Origin of the sequence: Allobosea sp. (assembly GCF_035999205.1) — a bacterium.
In the GTDB taxonomy this organism is placed as follows: domain Bacteria; phylum Pseudomonadota; class Alphaproteobacteria; order Rhizobiales; family Beijerinckiaceae; genus Allobosea.
Genome location: NZ_DASYHA010000025.1, coordinates 1329612 through 1349067, shown reverse-complemented (window position 1 = coordinate 1349067; position 19456 = coordinate 1329612). Strand labels below are relative to the sequence as shown.

General features: G+C 64.8%; 14 protein-coding genes. 5 read left to right on the top strand and 9 right to left on the bottom strand.

The window, feature by feature from the left end:
* Positions 1–85: 85 nt before the first annotated feature.
* From VGN82_RS21705 to VGN82_RS21685, 5 genes are all read right to left on the bottom strand, one after another.
* A complete protein-coding gene (locus VGN82_RS21705) occupies positions 86–1633 on the bottom strand; it encodes a SpoVR family protein (RefSeq protein ID WP_327529120.1) in 1548 nt (515 codons plus the stop codon).
* Positions 1630–2904 (bottom strand): YeaH/YhbH family protein, encoded by a 1275-nt coding sequence (locus VGN82_RS21700; RefSeq protein ID WP_327529119.1) that lies wholly within the window; start codon positions 2902–2904, stop codon positions 1630–1632. Before VGN82_RS21700 ends, VGN82_RS21705 begins: the two co-directional genes overlap by 4 nt.
* Before the next feature lie 19 nt (positions 2905–2923).
* Positions 2924–4867, bottom strand: coding sequence for a PrkA family serine protein kinase (locus tag VGN82_RS21695; protein WP_327529118.1), 1944 nt, complete (start codon positions 4865–4867; stop codon positions 2924–2926).
* A 558-nt stretch (positions 4868–5425) separates the two neighbouring features.
* The gene (locus tag VGN82_RS21690) at positions 5426–6202 is read right to left on the bottom strand and encodes an SDR family oxidoreductase (RefSeq protein ID WP_327529117.1); all 777 of its coding nucleotides are present in this window, start codon (positions 6200–6202) and stop codon (positions 5426–5428) included.
* A gap of 26 nt (positions 6203–6228) precedes the next feature.
* The gene (locus VGN82_RS21685) at positions 6229–6984 is read right to left on the bottom strand and encodes a GntR family transcriptional regulator (protein ID WP_327529116.1); all 756 of its coding nucleotides are present in this window, start codon (positions 6982–6984) and stop codon (positions 6229–6231) included.
* Between the two features lie 103 nt (positions 6985–7087).
* On the opposite strand from VGN82_RS21685, the gene VGN82_RS21680 reads away from it, so the two are divergent.
* The 5 genes from VGN82_RS21680 (at position 7088) to kce (ending at position 13879) form a co-directional block, all read left to right on the top strand.
* Complete coding sequence (locus VGN82_RS21680; protein WP_327529115.1) at positions 7088–8350, top strand: ABC transporter substrate-binding protein; 1263 nt, start codon at positions 7088–7090, stop codon at positions 8348–8350.
* 169 nt (positions 8351–8519) lie between these two features.
* Positions 8520–9395 carry a branched-chain amino acid ABC transporter permease gene (locus tag VGN82_RS21675; protein ID WP_327529114.1) on the top strand — a complete coding sequence of 292 codons (876 nt, stop codon included), beginning with the start codon at positions 8520–8522 and terminating at the stop codon, positions 9393–9395.
* Positions 9396–9402: 7 nt separating this feature from the next.
* Complete coding sequence (locus tag VGN82_RS21670) at positions 9403–11928, top strand: branched-chain amino acid ABC transporter ATP-binding protein/permease (protein ID WP_327529113.1); 2526 nt, start codon at positions 9403–9405, stop codon at positions 11926–11928.
* Between the two features lie 34 nt (positions 11929–11962).
* Positions 11963–12901 (top strand): 3-hydroxyacyl-CoA dehydrogenase, encoded by a 939-nt coding sequence (locus VGN82_RS21665; protein ID WP_327529112.1) that lies wholly within the window; start codon positions 11963–11965, stop codon positions 12899–12901.
* Between the two features lie 45 nt (positions 12902–12946).
* Positions 12947–13879, top strand: coding sequence for a 3,5-dioxohexanoate:acetyl-CoA acetone transferase (gene kce, locus VGN82_RS21660; protein WP_327529111.1), 933 nt, complete (start codon positions 12947–12949; stop codon positions 13877–13879).
* 45 nt (positions 13880–13924) lie between these two features.
* Here kce and VGN82_RS21655 read toward each other — a convergent pair whose 3' ends face one another.
* The 4 genes from VGN82_RS21655 to VGN82_RS21640 form a co-directional block, all read right to left on the bottom strand.
* The gene (locus VGN82_RS21655; RefSeq protein WP_327529110.1) at positions 13925–14521 is read right to left on the bottom strand and encodes an IMPACT family protein; all 597 of its coding nucleotides are present in this window, start codon (positions 14519–14521) and stop codon (positions 13925–13927) included.
* Positions 14522–14634: 113 nt separating this feature from the next.
* The gene (locus VGN82_RS21650; RefSeq protein WP_327529109.1) at positions 14635–16125 is read right to left on the bottom strand and encodes a DUF6212 domain-containing protein; all 1491 of its coding nucleotides are present in this window, start codon (positions 16123–16125) and stop codon (positions 14635–14637) included.
* A 113-nt stretch (positions 16126–16238) separates the two neighbouring features.
* Positions 16239–18341: a glycosyltransferase family 2 protein gene (locus tag VGN82_RS21645; protein WP_327529201.1), complete on the bottom strand. Its 2103-nt coding sequence runs from the start codon at positions 18339–18341 to the stop codon at positions 16239–16241.
* Positions 18341–19306: an NAD-dependent epimerase/dehydratase family protein gene (locus VGN82_RS21640; protein WP_327529108.1), complete on the bottom strand. Its 966-nt coding sequence runs from the start codon at positions 19304–19306 to the stop codon at positions 18341–18343. The genes VGN82_RS21645 and VGN82_RS21640 overlap by 1 nt, the downstream gene beginning before the upstream one ends.
* Positions 19307–19456 lie beyond the last annotated feature (150 nt).

The following is a 19456-nucleotide window of genomic DNA, read 5'->3' as shown; positions in this document are numbered from 1 at the left end:
TCAGTTGCCTTGTGATCGGGCCGCAGCTCGCTCGAACCTCGGTATCAGACGACTATGCCCTCGAGAACTCGGCGCGCAGTGTGCTTCAAGCTGCACGAGTTATTGCGCGGGGGCTGGCCACATGCTCCTTGAGAACCGTGCCAGACGTGTCCACCTCCCGAAGCTGCACATCATAGCTCCACAGCTCGGCGACATGCTGAAGCACCTGCGCGACGGGCTTGTCCTGGAGCAGGCAACCATTCGCGACGCTGTGGCGCAGGATCAGACGCCGGTCACCGGCGAGGTCGACATCGACGATCTCTATATTGGGATCGGTCCAGCTGACATCATATTCGCGGCTGAGCTGCCGGCGGATACGACGGTAGCCGCGCTCGTCGTGGATCGCCGAGACCATCATGCCCTCGGTCTGCGCGGGGTCGTCGTGGAGATGGAACATCCGCATCTTCCGCATCAGGTGCGGGCTGAGGAACTGGCTGATGAAGCTCTCATCGCGGTAATTGGCCCAGATGTCGCGCAGGACGCCCATCACATCGCCGCGGCCGGCGATGCCGGGGAACCACTCCCGATCCTCATCTTCCGGGGCGGTGACGATCCGCTCGAGGTCCTGCATCATCTCGAATCCGAGCGCATAGGGATTGAAGCCCGGGAACCTCGGATCGTCAAAGGCCGGCTGGAACACGACGTTCGAATGCGATTTGAGGAACTCGAGGAAGTTGCCGTCGCTGATGGCCCCGAGCTCATGCAGGCGCGTCATGATCCGGTAGTGGACATATGTGGCCGTTCCCTCGTTCATGACCTTGGTCTGTCGCTGTGGATGGAAATACTGCGCGATCCGGCGGACGATGCGCAGGATCTCGCGCTGCCAGGGATGCAGCCGGGGCGCTGATTTCTCGAGGAAATACAGAAGATTATCCTGCGGCAGTCCCAGAGCGGCGCGCCGCAGCTCGACGCTCGCGTCCGAGGCGCTCTTGCTGGGCCCCGTCGGCACGGTGCGCCACAGATCGTTGAATATCTGTTCCTCATGCGCGCGACGCTCCCGCTCGCGCCTCTCCTCTTGGCGCAGGTCGAGTTTGCTCTTTCCGGGATGCCGATGAACCCCATGGGACATCAGCGCATGCGCTGCATCCAGCGTCCTTTCCACGGCGACCTGGCCGTAGCGCTCCTCGCAGCGCGCGATATAGCCCTTGGCGAAGTCGAGGTAGTCGAGGATGCCCTCAGCGTCGGTCCATGTCTTGAAGAGGTAGTTGTTCTTGAAAAAATGGTTATGGCCAAAGGCAGCATGGGCGATCACCAGCGTCTGCATCGTCGCGGTATTCTCCTCCATAAGGTAGGAGACGCAGGGCGAACTGTTGATGACGATCTCATAGGCCAGATCCTTCAGTCCCTTGCGGTAGAACGCCTCGTGATGGGCGAAATGCTTGCCGAATGACCAATGCTTGTAGAAGAGCGGCATGCCGGTGGACGAATAGGCATCAAGCATCTGCTCGGCTGTGATGACCTCGATCTGGTTCGGATAGACGTCGAGGCCGAGCTCGGAGAGTGCGATCTCCTCGCAGGCGTCGTGGATCCGCTGGAGCGTGGTGAAGTTCCAGTCCGCCCCATCGAAGAGGCGTTCCATCGAGACAGCCGTCATGATGCGGCCCTTTCATGTCCCTGGCTGCGGTGGAACAGCTCGCGGAAGACGGGGAAGATCTCGCTGCGATGACTCACCTTGCGGATCGACAGCGGCGCGCCCTCCGAGCGCAGCCGTTCGTAGAGCGTCCACATGGCGGAGCGGAACGAAGACTCCCGGTCGCCTTCGCCAACCTCGAGATAAGCGAAATACTGGCTGACCGGCAGGATCGCCTCCTTCAGCAATCGCCCGGTTGCGGCTTCGTCTGAATAGGAATTGTCGCCGTCCGAAGCCTGGGCCGCGTAGATGTTCCAGTCCTCCGGGGGGTATCGCTTCGCGACGATGTCCCGCATCGCTTCCAGCGCGCTCGACACCAGCGTCCCGCCGGTCGCGGGGCTGTGGAAGAACGTATCCTCATCCACTTCCTCAGCCCGGTCCGTGTGGCGGATGAAGACGAGCTCGACATGGCGATAGCGCTGCGAGAGGAAAATATAGAGCAGCATGTAGAACCGCTTGGCGAGGTCCTTCATGTGCTCCGTCATCGAGCCGGACACGTCCATCAGGCAGAACATCACCGCCTGAGCGACCGGCTTCGGCTCGTTCTCGAAGCGGCGATAGCGGACATCGACGGGATCGATGTAGGGAATGCGCCGCACCTTTGCCTCGAGCGCCTTCTTCTTCGCTTCGAGCGCCAGGCGGAGCGCATCGTCTTCGCACGCGGCGATTTCGGCATCCAACTGCGCGATTACCTCGGTGCGCGGACGGCCGAGAGCGATTCTTCGCATCAGCGCGAGCCGCGTGGTGCGGTTGATCGCGAGATTGGCGGGCGATCCCGAAACCGAGTAGCCGGCGCGAGCGGGGTTGTCCTGCTCCGTCTCGGTGAGCCGCCGCTTCGCTAGGTCGGGAAGCTCGAGGTCGTCGAGGAAGACATTGAGGAACTCGTCGCGGGTCAGGACGAAGCGGAATGCGTCCTCGCCGTAACCCTCGCCCGCCTTGTCCGGTCTGCCGCCGCCCCCGCCATTCGGACGTTGCAGCACATCGCCTTCGACGAAGCTCCTGTTTCCCGGCAACACATGGTCGCGCACGCCTCCCGGGCCCCTTCGGAGGCTCGGTTCCTCCATGCCGTCGACCGGGAGGCTGACCTCCCCGCCCTCGAGAACATCGCGGATATTGCGGCCTTCCAGGGACTGCTTCACCGCTTGCTGCACGACGCCTTTGGCTCGCCGCAGGAACCTCTGACGATTCTCGAGGGCCTTGCCACGTGGATTCAGGCGCCGGTCGACGATGTTCATGACTGCTCCCGAGCCTGACTCAGCCTGCCTGCTTCACACGCATGTACCACTCGATCAGGCGCCGGACCTGGCGCTCGGTATAGCCACGTTCGACCATGCGCGAGACGAACTCACCGTGCTTCTTCTCGCTATCGCCATCCTTCTTCGAGCCGAACGAGATGACCGGCAGCAGATCCTCGACCTGCGAGAACATCCGCTTCTCGATGACCTCGCGGATCTTCTCGTACCCTGTCCAGGACGGGTTCCTGCCGCCATTGGCCGCCCGCGAGCGCAGGCTGAACTTGACGATCTCGTTGCGGAAATCCTTCGGGTTGGCGATCCCCGCCGGCTTCTCGATCTTGGTCAGCTCCTGGTTGAGCAGTTCGCGGTCGAGGAGCTGGCCGGTGTCCGGATCCTTGAAATCCTGGTCCTCGATCCAGGCATCGGCATAATCGACATAGCGGTCGAACAGGTTCTGACCGTAGTCGGAGTAGGATTCGAGATAGGCCTTCTGGATCTCATGGCCGATGAACTCGGCATAGCGCGGGGCGAGCTCGGCCTTGATGAACTCGAGATAGCGCTTCTCGATCTCGTCGGAGAGCTGCTCGCGGCGAATGGCCTGCTCCAGCACGTACATGAGGTGAACCGGATCGGCGCCCAGCTCGATCGTGTCGTGGTTGAAGGTCGCCGCCAGCACCTTGAACGCGAAGCGGGTCGAGATGCCGTCCATGCCCTCGTCCATGCCTGCCGCGTCGCGGTACTCTTGGACGCTGCGGGCCTTGGGGTCCGTCTCCCTGAGGCTTTCCCCGTCATAGGCGCGCATCTTCGCGTAGAGCGTCGAGTTCTCGTGGTTGCGCAGCCGCGAAAGGACTGAGAAGCGCGCGAGCATGGTCAGTGTGGCAGGCGCGCAGGCGGCTTCGCTGAGCGCTGAGCCCTCGATCAGCTTTTCGTAGATCTTCTGCTCTTCGGTGGCCCTCAGGCAGTAGGGCACCTTGATCACGCAAATGCGGTCGATGAAGGCCTCGTTGTTCATATTACTCTTGAAGCTTTGCCACTCGGCTTCGTTGGAATGAGCGAGGACGATGCCCGAAAACGGTATCGCGCCAATGTTCTCCGTACCGATGTAGTTGCCTTCCTGCGTCGCCGTCAGGAGCGGGTGCAGCATCTTGATCGGTGCCTTGAACATCTCGACGAATTCGAGGATGCCCTGGTTGGCGCGATTGAGGCCGCCAGAGTAGCTGTACGCGTCAGGATCGTTCTGGGAGAAATTCTCCAGCTTGCGGATATCGACCTTGCCGACGAGCGAGGAGATGTCCTGGTTGTTCTCGTCACCCGGTTCGGTCTTGGCAATGGCGATCTGGCGCAGGCGCGAAGGCTGGATCTTCACGACCTGGAAGCGTGAGATGTCGCCGCCGAACATTTCGAGCCGCTTCAGGCACCAGGGGCTCATCAGGCCCGTCAGCCGCCGCTGCGGGATGCCGTAGCGCTGCTCGAGGATGGGACCCATTGTGACGGGATCGAACAGATTCAGGGGGCTTTCGAAGATCGGGCTGATCTCGTCACCCGCCTTCAGGACATAGATCGGATGGGCTTCCATCAGCGACTTCAGTCGTTCCGCGAGAGACGACTTGCCGCCGCCGACCGGCCCGAGCAGATAGAGGATCTGCTTGCGCTCTTCCAAACCCTGGGCGGCGTGGCGGAAGAACGAGACGATGCGCTCGATCGTCTCCTCCATGCCGTAGAAGCCGGCGAAAGCGGGATAGGTCCGGATCGTCCGGTTCAAAAAAATGCGGCCAAGGCGAGCATCCTTGGCCGTGTCGATCATCTGAGGTTCGCCGATGGCCGCCAACAGGCGTTCCGCTGCGTTAGCGTATAGCATTGGACTACCTCGGCAGGCTTCCAAGTAATCCGCAATCGGCATGTCCGTTTCGCGTCGCGCCTCATAGGAGCGGACGAAGGCGTTGAACAAAGAGTCGTTGTACATGAGCCCTCTGCATCTGGTTATGCCGAGGCTCGACGCAGGCATTAGAGTATCCGCAACGCCCGACATCGAAGCACGGCGTACATCACGGCGAATCAGCATCTGCTATTAATTGATAGGATGCGCTCAAGCGCGGAAGTCGCAACATGGAAAAATGGGCGCCCCCTGCTTTGTGCGACGCACCTGCACATAAATTGTGCCGAACTCCATCCGGCATCGACAACTTCGCCAGGCCGCCATGCGCGGTGAATACGGCTCCCGGTCACGGGCAGCGAACCACCCCTGCGCAGCCAACGCCGCTGCTTTGGCCGGTGCCTTTCTGGCACGGCGACAGGTTTGCTTTGATGGGTTGCTTGGATTGGGGCGGAACTCGGTTGCCCGTGGGCCGGCGTCGCCGGCCCATCGCTCTGGCCGACAGCGCGGATCATTGAGGCGTAGATCCGTGGTTCCGATCGCCGGCAGCTTGAGCAAAGCGCCTCGGCAGGTGCTTTGGGAAGCGGCAGCTTTCGTCAGCCGTTCCTTGCGGAATGCCCGGTGACGGCTATTGCTGGCCTGATCCGATCAGGCCAGCATCCGGGTATCGCCGCAGACCGAAATCTCCTGGCCCGAGATCGTCTTGGCGAAGGGCGAGGCCAGGAAGACGATCTGCTTGGCGATGTCGGCCGGATCGACGAACTGCTTGATCGAGACGCCGGCGAAGAGCCGCTGCGTCATCTCCTCATGCGAGACGTTGAAGCTGCGCGCCTTGTTGGCGATGACGCTCTGGATCCGCGGCCCCTCGACAAGGCCGGGGCAGATCGCATTGGCGCGGATGCCGAATTCGCCGAGCTCCGCCGAGAGTGCCTTGGTGAAGCCGATCACGCCCCATTTCGCAGCCGCATAGGGCGAGCGCAGCGGAAAGCCGTGCTTGCCGGCCTGGCTGGAGAGATTGACGATCGAGGCATTCTGCGACTGCTTCAGGTGCTCCACGGCGAGCCTGGTGCAGTTGAACTGTCCGGTCAGGTCGATCGCGACGCAGGAATCCCAGTCGGCGGGGTCGATCTCGTCGACGCGGCCGGTCGGGCCCGCGATGCCGGCATTGTTGACCAGGCAATCGAGGCCGCCGAGTGCCGCCAGCGCCTCCTCAAAAAGCCGGCCGACAGCTGCGCGGTCCGACACGTCGCAGACCGACTGCGTCATCCCGGGGTCGCTCTTTGCCATCTCCGCGAGCGCTGCATGGTCGACGTCGCAGATATGGACCTTCGCCCCTTCTGCCGCGAAGGCACGCGCCGTCGCGCGGCCGATGCCGTTGGCGCCGGCCGTCACCAGCACGCGCAGGCCCTTGATCTGCAAATCCATCCTTGCGTCTCCCGTCCAGATTGCTTTCAGGCGCTGAGCTGGCCCGTTTCCTCAATATGCGCAGCAGCAGCCGCGATGTCGTCTTCCAGCGCCGCACGCGCGGCGGCAGGGTCCTGCCTTCGCAGCGCCTCCAGCAGTCGCGCATGCGCCTGCATGGCGCTTCCACCCTTGAGGCGACGTGGCTCGTCGCGCATGTCGATGTTGAGGATCGGCCCCGCCTTGAGCCATAGCCGCTCGATCATCTCGATCAGGCTCGGCATCCCGGCCGCCTCGTAGAGCGCGAAATGCAGGTCCCGATTGGCCGAGACGGCGCCGGCGCTGTCCGGCGGATCGGCGCTGGCCGCCTTGCGGAAGGCCGCATCAAAGACCTCGATCCGCGCGACATCGTCGGGCGTCGCCCGGCGCGCTGCTTCCTCGGCGGCAAAACCTTCGACGACGAGACGCAGCCGCGTGAGCTCGCGGAACTGCGCCAACGAGAGTACGGGGACCCGCACCGCCCGGCCCGGCAGCACCTCCAGCGCCCGGTCTGCCGCCAGCCGGCTGACGGCCTCGCGCACCGGCATCATGGAGACCCCGAGCGCCTCGGCCACGCGCCGCAACGACAGCTTCTCGCCCGGCGCGAGCCGGCCCGCCACCAGCAGCGCGCGCAATTCTCCGGTGACGCGCTCACCGAGCGTTTCGCGCTGCAGGGCACCGATCTCGTCGAGCGCCGAGACATCATGTTCCGGCGCTGCGGAAGCATTCTCGAGGTCGGCGCCCAAGGGCTGGACAGGGGCAATCATGTCTGCCAACCTAACTGTGATCACAGATCACGACAAGCGGCATCAGACCGCTGACCAAAGAGCCGACCCGAAAATCGGGGCAATCGTTCTGGGAGGAACGCCAATGTCAGACCAGTTGAAGACGAGCCGTCTTTCGCGCCGCCAGGCGCTGGCCGGGCTCGGTGCCGGCGCGGCGACCGGGCTCATCGCGAGCCCTTCGATCATCCTGGCGCAGACGCCGGACGCGATCCGCTTCGGCCATCTCACGCCGCGTACCGGCTTCCTCGGCCCGCTCGGCGAGTATGGCGTGATGGCCGTCGACCTGGCTGTCGAGGAGATCAACGCGGCCGGCGGCGTCAATGGCCGCAAGCTCGAGGCGCTGAAGGAGGACTCGGTCAATCCGCAGACCGCCTCGACCAAGGCCGAGCGCATGATCGAGCGCGACAAGGTCGCCTGCATCATCGGCGAGATCTCGTCGGCCTCGGCGCTGACCATCGCGCAGGTCGCCGGCCGGACCAAGACGCTCTTCGTCAACACCGGCGCCAATTCGGATGCGCTGCGCGGCGAGAGCTGCAACCGCTACATGTTCCATGTCGAGCACCAGAACTCGATGTATGTGAAGAGCTGCGGCCGCTCGCTGATGGCGCAGGGGCTTGTGAAGGGCAAGAAGTGGTTCTCGCTGACCGCCGACTACGCCTTCGGCCATGACCTGCTCAGGGTCGCGAAGCGCTTCATGGAGAGCAATGGAGGCCAGTTCGCTGCCGACAAGCTTGTGCCCACCGACGCGACAGACTTCTCCGCGCTGCTGCTCGAGATCCGCGCCGCCAAGCCGGACCTCGTGATCTCGAACCTCGCCGGCAACCAGATCACCAACTTCCTGAAGCAGTATTCGGAGTTCGGCCTGACTTTCCCCGTCGCCGGCTTCGGCTTCGACACGGCGCTCGCCTGGGCCGCCGGCAAGGACAATTTCGGCGGAACCTGGCCTTCCGTCTGGCATCATCTCATCGACACACCCTCGACCAAGGCCTTCGTCGCGGCCTTCACCAAGAAGTACGGCAAGCCGCCGGAGAACCAGGCCTGGGGCGACTACATCGCCGTGAAGATCATGGCGCAGTCGATGAACGAGCTGAAGAGCACGGACACGCCCAAGATTCTCGAGCACTGGGAAAAGGGCGCGAAGTTCGACGTGATGAAGCCCCGCCAGGGCTATTTCCGCGCCTCCGACCACCAGCTGATCAGCGAGATGTACACGATCACCGCGCTGCCCGCCGCGCAGGTGAAGAACCAGTGGGATCTGTTCACCTCCTCCCCGCCGGTGCCCGGCCCGGACGAGAACATGGAGGTCATCGCAACCAGCGGCGACGAAGCCGTCTGCAAGATGAGCTGACGGGACGTCTCTTCCCACATCCGCGACGTCATCCTGGACAAGCGGCGAAGCCGCGTAGATCCGGGATCCATCGGAGGACGCCGACGCTCTGTGATGGATCCCAGGTCGCCCTTCGGGCGCCCAGGATGACGGCGCGGTTCCTCGCTTCGCATTCCGAGAAAGCCAAACCTTGCTCACTCTCTTCATCCAGCAGGTGCTGAACGGGCTGCTCGACGGGGTCTATTACCTCCTGATCGCGCTCGGGCTGTCGCTGATCTTTTCGCTGGGCGGCATCGTCAACCTGGCGCACGGCGCCTTCTATGCGATCGGTGCCTACCTCACGATCGTGCTTGCGCCCCATATCGGCTTCGGCGGCGCAATGGTCGCCTCGCCCGTGCTTGTCGCGCTCATCGGCATCGTCGTCGAGCGTGGGCTGTTCCAGCGCTTCTACCGCTCCGACCCGATCCTCTCGCTGCTCCTGACCTTCGGCCTCGCCATGGTCGCAGAGCAGACTCTCCGCATGATCTTCGGCGCGCCGCCGCTTTCGTTCTCGATCCCGCCGGAACTCCGCGGCCAGATCTTCATCGGCGACTTCATCTATTCGCGCTACCGGGCGATGCTGCTGCTGATCGCCGCCGCCTGCGTGCTAGGCCTCTGGTTCCTGCTCCAGCGCACGGCCTTCGGCCGCGTCGTGCGGGCAGGCGTGCAGAACCCCGACATGGTCGGCGCGCTCGGAATCTCCCTGCAGCCCTACATGGTCGCGGTGGCGGGCATCGGCATCGGGCTCGCGGGGCTCGCCGGCGTGCTGCTTGCGCCGATCTATTCGATCCATCCCGCCATGGGGCAGGAGATCATCACGCCGGCTTTCGTGGTCGTCGTCATCGGCGGGCTCGGCTCCTTCTGGGGCGTCGTGGTGGCGGCGCTGATGGTCGGCCTCGTCAAGGGCATCACCATCGGGCTCGGCTACACGCAATGGTCGACCGCCGTGATCTACCTGATGATGCTCCTCGTCCTGCTGTTCCGGCCACGTGGCCTGTTCGGCGAACGCATCCAGCGCTTTGAGTGAGGCCGCGATGACGCAAAGCCAGCGCGACCTCGCGCCTCTCCTCATCGCCGCCGCGGGCCTCGTCGGGCTCCCCTTCCTGATGCAGGCGATCGGGCTCGGCACGACCTCTGCCACGGAGGTGGTCGTCTTCGCCATCGCCTGCATGGCCCTGAACGTCCTCGTCGGCACGACGGGGTTGGTTTCCTTCGGCCATGGCGCCTGGTTCGGGCTCGCCGCCTATGCCGCCGGCCTGCTCCAGCGCAATCTGATGCCCGGGCAGTTCGTCCTGCCGATCGTGCTCGGCGTCGCCTTCGTGGGGCTGATCGCCTTCGCCTTCGGCGCGCTGATCCTACGCCGTCGCGGCGTCTATTTCTCGCTGCTGACGCTGGCGCTCGCCGCCATGACCTATTCCGTCGCCTTCCGCTGGACGGCAGTAACCGGAGGCGAGGATGGGCTCGGCGGCATCAAGCGCCCGCTCTTCCTCGGTATCGATTTCGAGCAGGCCTCGCGCTTCTACGTTCTCGTCGCCATCCTCGGCATGGCCGTGGTCTACGGGCTCTGGCGTTTCCATCGCTCGCCGGTCGGAACTGTCCTGGTCGCGATCCGCGAGAACGAGCAACGCGCCCGCTTCCTCGGCTACGCCACCAATCGCTACAAGCTGATCGCGTTCACACTATCGGCGGCGCTGACGGGGCTGGCCGGCACGCTCCTGCTGTTCAACAACAGGATGACCTCGGCCGAGCCGATCTCGGTCGCCTTCTCCGGCGAATTGCTGGCGATGGTCGTCATCGGCGGCATGCGCTCCTTCCTCGGGCCGGCGCTGGGCGCGCTCTTCTTCGTCATCTTCCGCGACTACCTCTCCAGCGTGACGCCGAACTGGCTGTTCTGGTTCGGGCTGCTCTTCGTCTCATTCATCGTGTTCTCTCCGGATGGGCTCGTGGGAGTCGGCGAAAGGCTGCTCCGCCCCTTCCGCAAGAAGGCCGTCGGCGATGCCGCGATGTCCGAGCGCAAGGCCGGCACGGTGACCTTGCCTGACTTCATGAAGCCGGCCGATGCCGGCGACGGGACGATCTTGACCGCGACCGGGCTCGCCAAGAGCTTCGGCGGCATCAAGGCGGTCGAGGGCGTCGACCTCGCCATGGCCGATCGCCGGCTGCATGCGCTGATCGGCCCCAACGGCGCGGGCAAGACCACCGCCTTCAACCTGATCTCGGGCATGTTCGCGCCGGATCGTGGCGAGGTGCGCCTGCGCCAACGCCAGATCGGCGGGCTCTCGCCGGAGGCGATCACCCAGGCCGGCATCGGCCGCGCCTTCCAGATCACCAACCTGTTCCCGACGCTCTCGGTCGAGGAGAACGTTCGCCTCGCGGTGCAGGCGCGCGCCGATGAGCGCTTCGGATTCTGGCGTTCGGCGGACGCTCTGTCAGAGGTCAACTCGCAAACGAAGACCGTGATCGAGACGATGGGCCTGCGCGGCATCGAGGCCGCCGAAGCCGGTTCGCTCAGCTATGGCGGCCAGCGCCTGCTCGACATGTCGCTGGCGCTCGCGACCAAGCCGCGCGTGCTACTGCTCGACGAACCCCTGGCCGGCTTGGCGGCGGCCGAGCGCGAGCGCGTCGGCAACCTGATCAAGTCGATCTCCACCGACCTGCCGGTACTGCTCGTCGAGCACGACATCGACCGCGTCTTCGCCATCGCCGACCATGTCACGGTGATGAATGAGGGCTCCGTGCTGGTGGACGGCACGGTGGAGGATGCGCGCTCCTCGCCGCGCGTGCAGGAGGTCTATATCGGCTCCGGCGCGCATGCGCTGGCCGAGAAGCCGCGCCAGAGTGCGGCGCGCCATGGCGTGCTGCTCGGTCTCGACAAGGTCGATACCTTCTACGGCAAGAGCCACATCCTCCGGCAGGTCTCCTTCGACGTGCATGAGAACGAGATCGTCGCGCTGCTCGGCCGCAACGGTGCCGGCAAGTCGACGCTGCTCAAGACGATCACCGGCATCGCGCCGCCGGCCTCGGGCAGCATCACCTTGGCCGGAGCCGACATCGCCGGCCGGGCGCCGGCCGCCATCGCGCGCGCGGGCATCGCCTATGTGCCGCAGGGCCGCGGCCTCTTCGCCGGGATGAGCGTCAAGGACAACATGGAGCTCGGCCGGCTCAAGCGCCTGACCGGCAACGGCACGCGCTGGGAGGACGAGAAGATCTTCTCGTTCTTCCCGCGCATCAAGCAGCGCTGGCATTCCCCGGCGGACTATCTCTCCGGCGGCGAGCAGCAGATGGTGGCGGTGGCGCGCGCGTTGTCCGGCGACACGCGGGTGCTGCTGCTCGACGAGCCCTTCGAGGGTCTCGCCCCAGCCGTCGTCGAGGAGTTGTTCGAGGCCTTTGACAAACTGCGGCAGGAGATCGCGATCGTGATCGTCGACCACCATCTCGACCTGGCGCTGGCCCTGTCCGACCGGACCGTCGTGCTGGAACGCGGCAGCGTCGTCCATACCGGCCCGTCGCGTGCATTGAGCCAGGACCTCGCGCTCCGGCGGCAGGTGCTGTGGCTGTGATCCCCGACGTAAAGCGCCTCATCAAGGATACCCCATGACCAAGATCGCCATCGTCGGTTCGGGCCTGATCGGCCGCGCCTGGGCCACCGTCTTCGCCAGCCATGGCTTCGAGGTTGCGCTGCATGACGTCGCACCGGGAGCAGCCAAGGCGGCGCGGGCGCATATCGCCACCAATCTCGAGGAGCTCGCCGGGCACGGCCTGGTCGCCGACCCGAAGGGCTCGCTTGCTCGTATCCGCGTCGCCGCGGGGCTGGCCGATGCGTTGCAGGGAGCCGACCTCGTCCAGGAAAATGGGCCGGAGACGATCGAGGCCAAGCAGAAACTGTTCGCCGAGATGGACGCGTTCGCGCCCGCCTCCACCATCCTGGCGTCCTCGACCTCCTTCATCATGGCCTCGGTGTTCAGCGAGGGCCTGAAAGGGCGGGCGCGCTGCCTCGTCGCGCATCCGGTCAACCCGCCGCATCTCGTGCCGATCGTCGAACTCGCGCCCGCGCCCTGGACCGATCCGGCGATCGTCGAACGAGCCAAGGTGATCTACGAGCAGGCCGGCCAGGTGCCGATCACGCTGCGCAAGGAGAAGCCCGGCTTCGTGCTGAACCGCCTGCAGGCTGTATTGCTGGCGGAGGCGTTCCGGCTTGTCGGCGAGGGCGTTGCCAGCGCCGAGGATGTCGACAAGACTATCCGCGACGGGCTCGGCCTGCGCTGGTCCTTCATGGGGCCGTTCGAGACGATCGAACTCAACGCTCCGGGTGGCATCCCGGATTACTGTGCGCGCTACGGCGCCTCGCTCGCGCGCATGCAGCCGGAGTCCGATGGCATCGACCCGTTCGGCCCGGAGACGGTCGCGACCGTGATGAGCGAATGGCCGGGCACGCAATCGGCCGAGCGCGTCAAGCATCTGAGCGAGTGGCGCGACACGAGGCTGGCCGCGCTGCAGGCACATAAGCGCGGTTCGGCACGCAAGCCGGAGTGACGCCCGTCACCCCCAATTGAGATCAGGCTGAAAGGACGAGACGCCATGGCGAAAAACCGCAAAGTCATCATCACCTGCGCGGTCACCGGCGCGATCCACACGCCGTCGATGTCGCCGCATCTGCCGGTGACGCCGGACGAGATCATCGACGCTGCGGTCGGCGCGGCGGAAGCCGGTGCGGCTCTGGTCCATGTCCACGCCCGCAACCCGAAGACCGGCCAGCCCGACCAGTCGCCCGAAGCCTTCGAGCCCTTCCTGAAGGTGATCAAGCAGCGCTCCAACTGCGTCATCAACATCACCACTGGCGGCGCGCCCACCATGGGCGTGGAGGAGCGGCTTCAACCCTGCGCGCATTTCAAGCCTGAGGTCGCCTCGCTCAACATGGGCTCGATGAATTTCGGGCTCTACCCGATGCTGGCCCGGTTCAAGGATTTCAAGCACGACTGGGAGCGGCCCTATCTCGAGGGCTCGAAGGACCGGATCTTCAAGAACACCTTCCAGGACATCGAGAACATCCTGACGACTTGCGCCGAGAACAACACGCGCTTCGAGATCGAGTGCTACGACAGCGGCCATCTCTACACGCTGGCGCACTTCGTCGATCGCGGGCTGGTAAAGCCGCCCTTCTTCGTCCAGTCGGTCTTCGGCATCCTCGGCGGCATCGGCCCGCATCCGGAGGACGTCATCCATATGAAGCGCACCGCCGACCGCCTGTTCGGCGACCAGTACCAGTGGTCGGTGCTGGGCGCCGGCCGGCACCAGCTGCCGATCGCCGCCATGGCGGTCTCGATGGGCGGCAATCTGCGCGTCGGGCTGGAGGACTCGCTTTGGCTGGGGCCGGGGCAGTTCGCCAAGTCCAATGCCGATCAGGTCAGGGCCGCGCGCATGATCATCGAGGGGCTCGGCCTCGAAGTGGCGACGCCGGACGATGCCCGCGAGGTGCTGCAGCTCAAGGGCGCCGACAAGGTCGCGTTCTGAGCGTCTGCCACGCAAGGCAGGCGCAGCCGGCGAAAAATCGGGCCACTATTCGTCCCAGCGGATCACGGCGCGCCCGCTGGTCACGTCCGTCACCAACTGGGTCACCAGATCGAACTCCGCCTTCGGAACGGACACCGACAGCACTGCGCCGGTGTCCGTGAACGCTTGATCGCGCAGCTGCACCCCTGGCTGATCGCCCAGCCGCGCCTGAACGCGCGCCAGATCACCGAATGCACAAGTGATCATCGCCAAGGTCGTCTCGATCAGGGCAATCTTCTCGGCCCCGCGCAGGCATTGGGCCGCCGTGCCGCCATATGCACGCACCAACCCGCCACTGCCCAGCAGGACTCCGCCGAACCAGCGCGTCACGATGACGGCGACGCCGTCGAGCGCCTGTCCGTCGATGGCCGCAAGGATCGGCTTTCCAGCGGTGCCGCTCGGTTCACCGTCATCGTTGAACCGGTAGCTCGGCCCGCAACGCCAAGCCCAGCAATTGTGATTGGCCGCCCGGTCGGACTGCGCGGCGATGAACTCTCTGGCGGCGGCCTCATCGGCGACGGGAGCGGCCGTCGCAACGAAGCTGCTCTTCTTGATGTCCTGGCGGAATGAAAAAGGCCCAGCGAGCGTAAAGCGCGTTTCCATGCGCCCATCTATCGACTCAGGAGCGGCCTGGGCCAGTGCTAATCACAGATCTTCACCTGGGTGCGGCCGGGATTGGCCCGTCATGCTGCCGCACCCGTCTTGGACAATCGCGATCAGCTTTCAGCTGCTGCCATAACCAACTGCCGATCCGCCCCGTCATCTGCGACCGCCAGTACGGCTGCCATGCTCCATGCCGCGGCAGCATGGATCTCCACTTCGAAGCGACCGAACACCACGCGGGCGTGCGGCGGGATTGGACCCGGCTCGGGTAAGCGCGTGAACAGGTGCAGGTCGACCGGCTGGTTCCGTGGCAACGCCAATCGGGCAATCAACCGAGACGGCACGAGCGGCTCGCTCAACTCGGTCCATTCGGTTGCCGCGAGAACATTGCTGCCGCTTTCGGCATCGTCCGGACCGATCCCGCACGGCGTGACCACCAGCCGGGCACCGAGATTCGGCGTCTGGCAGCGCCTGTCGTCGATCAGGGCTTCGCAGGAAATCTCGGTCAGGCCGGGAGTGGCTGGCAGTCTGATGACGGCCGCAGATGGCGTGGTCTTCAGAGGTCGCAGGAGAACGTTGCCGCTCCCCATGTACCCGAACACCGGGTAAGCAGCCGACTGCTCTCGGGTGAGATAGACCTTGGCGACGGTCAGGTCCGGAACGGAGACGGTGGCCGCCGCGGCCTGTGACGGCTGGACCGCATCCTCGGCTTCGAAATAGCGGAGTCCCGGCAAGCCGCCCCACAGCTTGATCGCAAGCATGCCGGCGGTGGCCCGGCCATCCAGCTGAGCCGGCCGCTGGGGCTCGAACCGGTACTCGTGCAGGAGACCGGTCGGGCTGCTGGAAAGGCGAGGTGCCACCTCGCCGCCTGTCACCCAGACCTTGAGCGTCAGGGAGCGGGAGGTCCGTGACGACGCGCTGCGGAGGCGCAAGGGGAGCCAGCCACTGCAGAGGGCGTCGAACGGGACGCGCCACTGCGCCAGAACGGCCCCCAGATCGGAGGCCTCAAGCCGCGCATGCAACGAGCCGGGACCCCGGCCGGGATCGGCGACGTGAAGATCGACCCCGAGCCATCCTCGCGCCGAGCCGGGCAAGCGCTGGGTCAGGCACGGTTCCGTGCCGGCGACCTCTGGCCCTGTGGGGCATCCGGGAATTTCGACATCATCGCAGGGAGTGGGACTGTCGAAGATCAGGTGCGGTAGCCCCATTCGCAACGTGGCGAGAAGCTCCTCGACTTCAGGTGGGATCCGGACATGATGGGCCCAACTTTCCCGCAGCGCCGCCAGATCCCGCATCAACAGCTGGTTGCTGTGCTGCGATTTGCGCATCTCGCGCAAGGATCGCTCGAGTATGGCTGCGTCGAGGTCCGCCCTGCTTCCCACGACGATCGGGACCGGCGTCTCCGATCCTCCCATGCTCGACCACCACGCCTGCAAGACGCGCAGGGAGCGCTCATGGACTGGATCGGGAGCCCAAAGGACCCACACGTTCGTCGGTGGCACCTCCAGAGGGCGAAAGGTCGACGGCAACGCGTCCGCAGCATCCCCCGCCTCTTTCAGGACGAAGTGGTCGGGGCCAATCAGCTCGCAATCATACCAGCGCATGGCCGCATCCGGAGGTGCGATCGCATCCTGTTTCCCCGGGGACGTCACTGCTATGATCTTGGGCTCTGCGGAATAGAGCTGCGGCAACGCATGGCCTGTCGCTTGAACGATCATCAGACGGCCTGCCTGGTGGTCGATGTCGATGGGCCTGCAATGATCGGCTTGATCCCCAGTTCTTCGAATTCCTGGTGGGTGCCGTGATCAGGCCAGCAGCGCATCTTTGCGTCGGGCATGCCAAATGCTCGGCACAGGCGCAGGGTTTCGGCATTGCCGACGACGATGCTGGCATAGGCCTGCTCGAAGGCTGAGCATGCGTTCACCGCCTCGCTCGCCGCCTGATCACTTTCGCAGTACCCAAGCAATGCCCATGTCTCCACTTTCAAGCGGCGCAAAGCGCCCATCACCGTGTGCGAGACCCCGCCATCCACCGAAACGGCTCGGTGGTAGCCGGCCAATGTGGCGACGGCATCGTTCATGTCCGGCGGGTCGAAGCAGGGCATCTTCGTCCCCTGATAGGAGCGCGCCCAGACGCGGCTCAGCAGCTGCGGTAGCGGCAACACGACGATCTGCGAGAAGCAGCGCGCGTGCTCGGGCGCCAGCGCGAGATCCTTCTTCAGCGTCACGAGATCGACCTCCCAGCCCTCATCGGCGAAGACCCGCGCCAGCCTTGCGGCGATTGCGACGCTCTCGGGCGTCGCCGATGCGAGGACCAGGACGGCACGGGGGCGTGCTTCGGTGGATCCGCAGGCGAACGCCGAGTTCAGATCGAAGAGTTCCGGATAGACGTCGCGCGGCAGCGCCGTCTGGAGCCGGTATCGGTTCGGCGCCGCCGACTTCCAAGTGGCCAGGTTGGCTTCGTCTCCTGTCGCGGCGATGTCCCGGCACAGTCCCGCAAAGGCCTCGGCGATGGGCTCGGGCCCGATCGGCGCTCCGGCCACCGCCAGATCGAGTTCGATCGCCTGATGGTACTTGCCATGCTGTCGGGGCAGGGCGTGCAGGTCCAGCTTGCGGAATGCTGCCTGCTCGGCGACGAACGACGCCTCAACTGCCAGAAGATGGATGGCGGCCGCTGGCAGGCGGACTATGTCCGTCGGCTCCTGGGCGATCGTGGCTGCAGTCCAGGCGAGAAGGTGGTCAGCGTGCGACCGCTCCTGCAGCGAACACGCCACGAACGTCGATCGCGTGAGCCCGCACTCCAGCGTCCACAACACGCCCGCCAGCAGCGATTGCGGGACAAGCGCGTCGAACACTGCGCTGCTCATGATGATAAGCTGGCCGGGGCAATGGCCGAATGCCGGGCGCAGCTGCGCCCGCAGCAGGCGGCGGATATAGGCGTCGCGCGTCAGGATCTCGACGTCGTTGAGCTCGGTGAAGCACCGAACCAGGCCAGTGTCCGGGTGATAGACGGCATAGCGCGACCGCGCCTCCGCCTCGAACGCCAGGACGTTGCGGAGATTGAACAGGCGCGGATGACGGCTGCGGATGTAGCGCAGGATCGGGACGAAATCCCGCTCGGCCGCGACCAGCATGCTTTCGCCGCGGCGACGATAGGCAAAGCCCGCATCGGCCACGTGGACACCGCGAAAGCCATGCTCCAGGCCATGCAGCCAGAACTCCCAATCCTCGACGCCCTGGCGCATCCCGGTGTCGAAGCGGATCGACGCATCGAGCATGCGCCGTGACACCATGCTGCCTGCCTCGCAGAAATTTCGGAAGAGATGCTCCAGCGGAGAGTACGGTCCCGAGGTGTCGGCGAATTCGGCGAACCCGAATTTGTCGACGTCCGGATAGGCCCAGCCGACATTCGCATCGGCATTGCGCAGAGCCGTCAGAAGCCGCTGCAGGAGATGCGGGCCAATGCGGTTGTCGCAATCGAGGAAGTAAACGGCTTCCAGATCCGGGAAGGCCGCCAGCGCGAACTCGATCCCGGTGTTCCGCGCGGCGCTCAAGCCGCCATTGCGCTTGTGGAGATGGAAGATTTGACCCGGGTGGGACGCAGCAAATGTCTGGCAGACCTCGGCCGTTTCCGGATGAGGGCAACCGTCGTTCACGACAATGATGGCGTAGGCGAAGTCGGTGACCTGAGCCAGCGCCGATCGAAGCGCCTCGGCGGTCAGCCAGGGCTGGCCATAGGCGGGAATGAGGATGGCGGCGCGAATGTCCGTCCCCGTCCAGCTGTCGGCGCCCTGTTCCTGCGGTTCGTGAATGGGGCGCATCAAAGCGACGCGTGCCTCCTAGCAGTCATCCATCGGGCGGTGCCTTGCAGGCCGTCGAGCCAGCCGCGCCTGGGCCGCCACGGTGTCTCCCGGGTGACCAGCGAGATATCGAGGATGTTGATCGGCACGTCGGCGGCCCGGCCGGCACGATAAGTCCTCGCCAGCTCGGCCGTACCGGCGATGGCTTCGATATCGCTCGCAACCTGGTTGATGCTGAGCCCGACGCCCGATCCCACATTCATGACGCGGTGCGGGCCGTCATAGGTCACGGCCCAGAGAAAGGCCGAGATCACGTCGTCGATGTGAACGAAGTCACGCACAACCTCTCCGTCGCCCCAGATTTCGAGCGGCTTGCCGGCAAGGGCGCGGTCGAGCATTGCCGCAACGACGCCCTGGCGCTTCAGGATGGATTGCCCCGGGCCATAGGCGTTGGCGATGCGCAAGGCGAGATATTCGAGCCCGTAGAGGTGGTGATACAGGCTGAGATACTTCTCGATCGCCAGCTTGCCGACGCCATAGGCCGATATCGGATAGGTCGGTGCGGTTTCCGGGATCGGATGGCTGTCGGCTTGACCGTAGACCGTGCCGCCGGACGAGGCGAATACGATCTTTCTGACGGCCGCGTCGTTGCAGATGTCGAGGAAGCGCAACGTGCCGAGCACATTCGTTTCGAGATCGAAGGCCGGGCGCTGGCCGGGGCTTCCCGGCACCGAGCTGCTCAGGAGATGGAAGACGATCTCTTGCCCGCGCACGGCTTCGGCGACGGCCACAGGGTCCTCGAACCGTCCGTTTTTCCACTGGACCCGGTCGCTCAACTCCCGCGGATCGGCCGGTGTCCGCCCGAACGCCCGGACCACGGCGCCTTGATCGGCCAGGGCGTTGGCCAGATGGACACCGAGAAAGCCGCCGCCGCCCATGATCAGGCAGCGGACGCCGTCAAATCGCGGAGGGTCGGCGGTCGACATGTCCACTTCCTGATCTGCCAAGTTCTTGATCGGCAATATTCGATAGATTTAATTCGAAAATTTGATCTTTATATTTCGAAAACAGAAACATATACGGATCAAAATCATCGAAATATCGTCCTTGATGTGAATTATATCCATAATTGTCGG

Coding starts and splice junctions, on each gene's coding strand:
- VGN82_RS21705 (WP_327529120.1), bottom strand. CDS start 1,633: ATGACGGCTGTCTCGATGGAACGCCTCTTCGATGGGGCGGACTGGAAC.
- VGN82_RS21700 (WP_327529119.1), bottom strand. CDS start 2,904: ATGAACATCGTCGACCGGCGCCTGAATCCACGTGGCAAGGCCCTCGAG.
- VGN82_RS21695 (WP_327529118.1), bottom strand. CDS start 4,867: ATGTACAACGACTCTTTGTTCAACGCCTTCGTCCGCTCCTATGAGGCG.
- VGN82_RS21690 (WP_327529117.1), bottom strand. CDS start 6,202: ATGGATTTGCAGATCAAGGGCCTGCGCGTGCTGGTGACGGCCGGCGCC.
- VGN82_RS21685 (WP_327529116.1), bottom strand. CDS start 6,984: ATGATTGCCCCTGTCCAGCCCTTGGGCGCCGACCTCGAGAATGCTTCC.
- VGN82_RS21680 (WP_327529115.1), top strand. CDS start 7,088: ATGTCAGACCAGTTGAAGACGAGCCGTCTTTCGCGCCGCCAGGCGCTG.
- VGN82_RS21670 (WP_327529113.1), top strand. CDS start 9,403: ATGACGCAAAGCCAGCGCGACCTCGCGCCTCTCCTCATCGCCGCCGCG.
- VGN82_RS21665 (WP_327529112.1), top strand. CDS start 11,963: ATGACCAAGATCGCCATCGTCGGTTCGGGCCTGATCGGCCGCGCCTGG.
- kce (WP_327529111.1), top strand. CDS start 12,947: ATGGCGAAAAACCGCAAAGTCATCATCACCTGCGCGGTCACCGGCGCG.
- VGN82_RS21655 (WP_327529110.1), bottom strand. CDS start 14,521: ATGGAAACGCGCTTTACGCTCGCTGGGCCTTTTTCATTCCGCCAGGAC.
- VGN82_RS21650 (WP_327529109.1), bottom strand. CDS start 16,125: ATGCGCTGGTATGATTGCGAGCTGATTGGCCCCGACCACTTCGTCCTG.
- VGN82_RS21645 (WP_327529201.1), bottom strand. CDS start 18,341: ATGCGCCCCATTCACGAACCGCAGGAACAGGGCGCCGACAGCTGGACG.
- VGN82_RS21640 (WP_327529108.1), bottom strand. CDS start 19,306: ATGTCGACCGCCGACCCTCCGCGATTTGACGGCGTCCGCTGCCTGATC.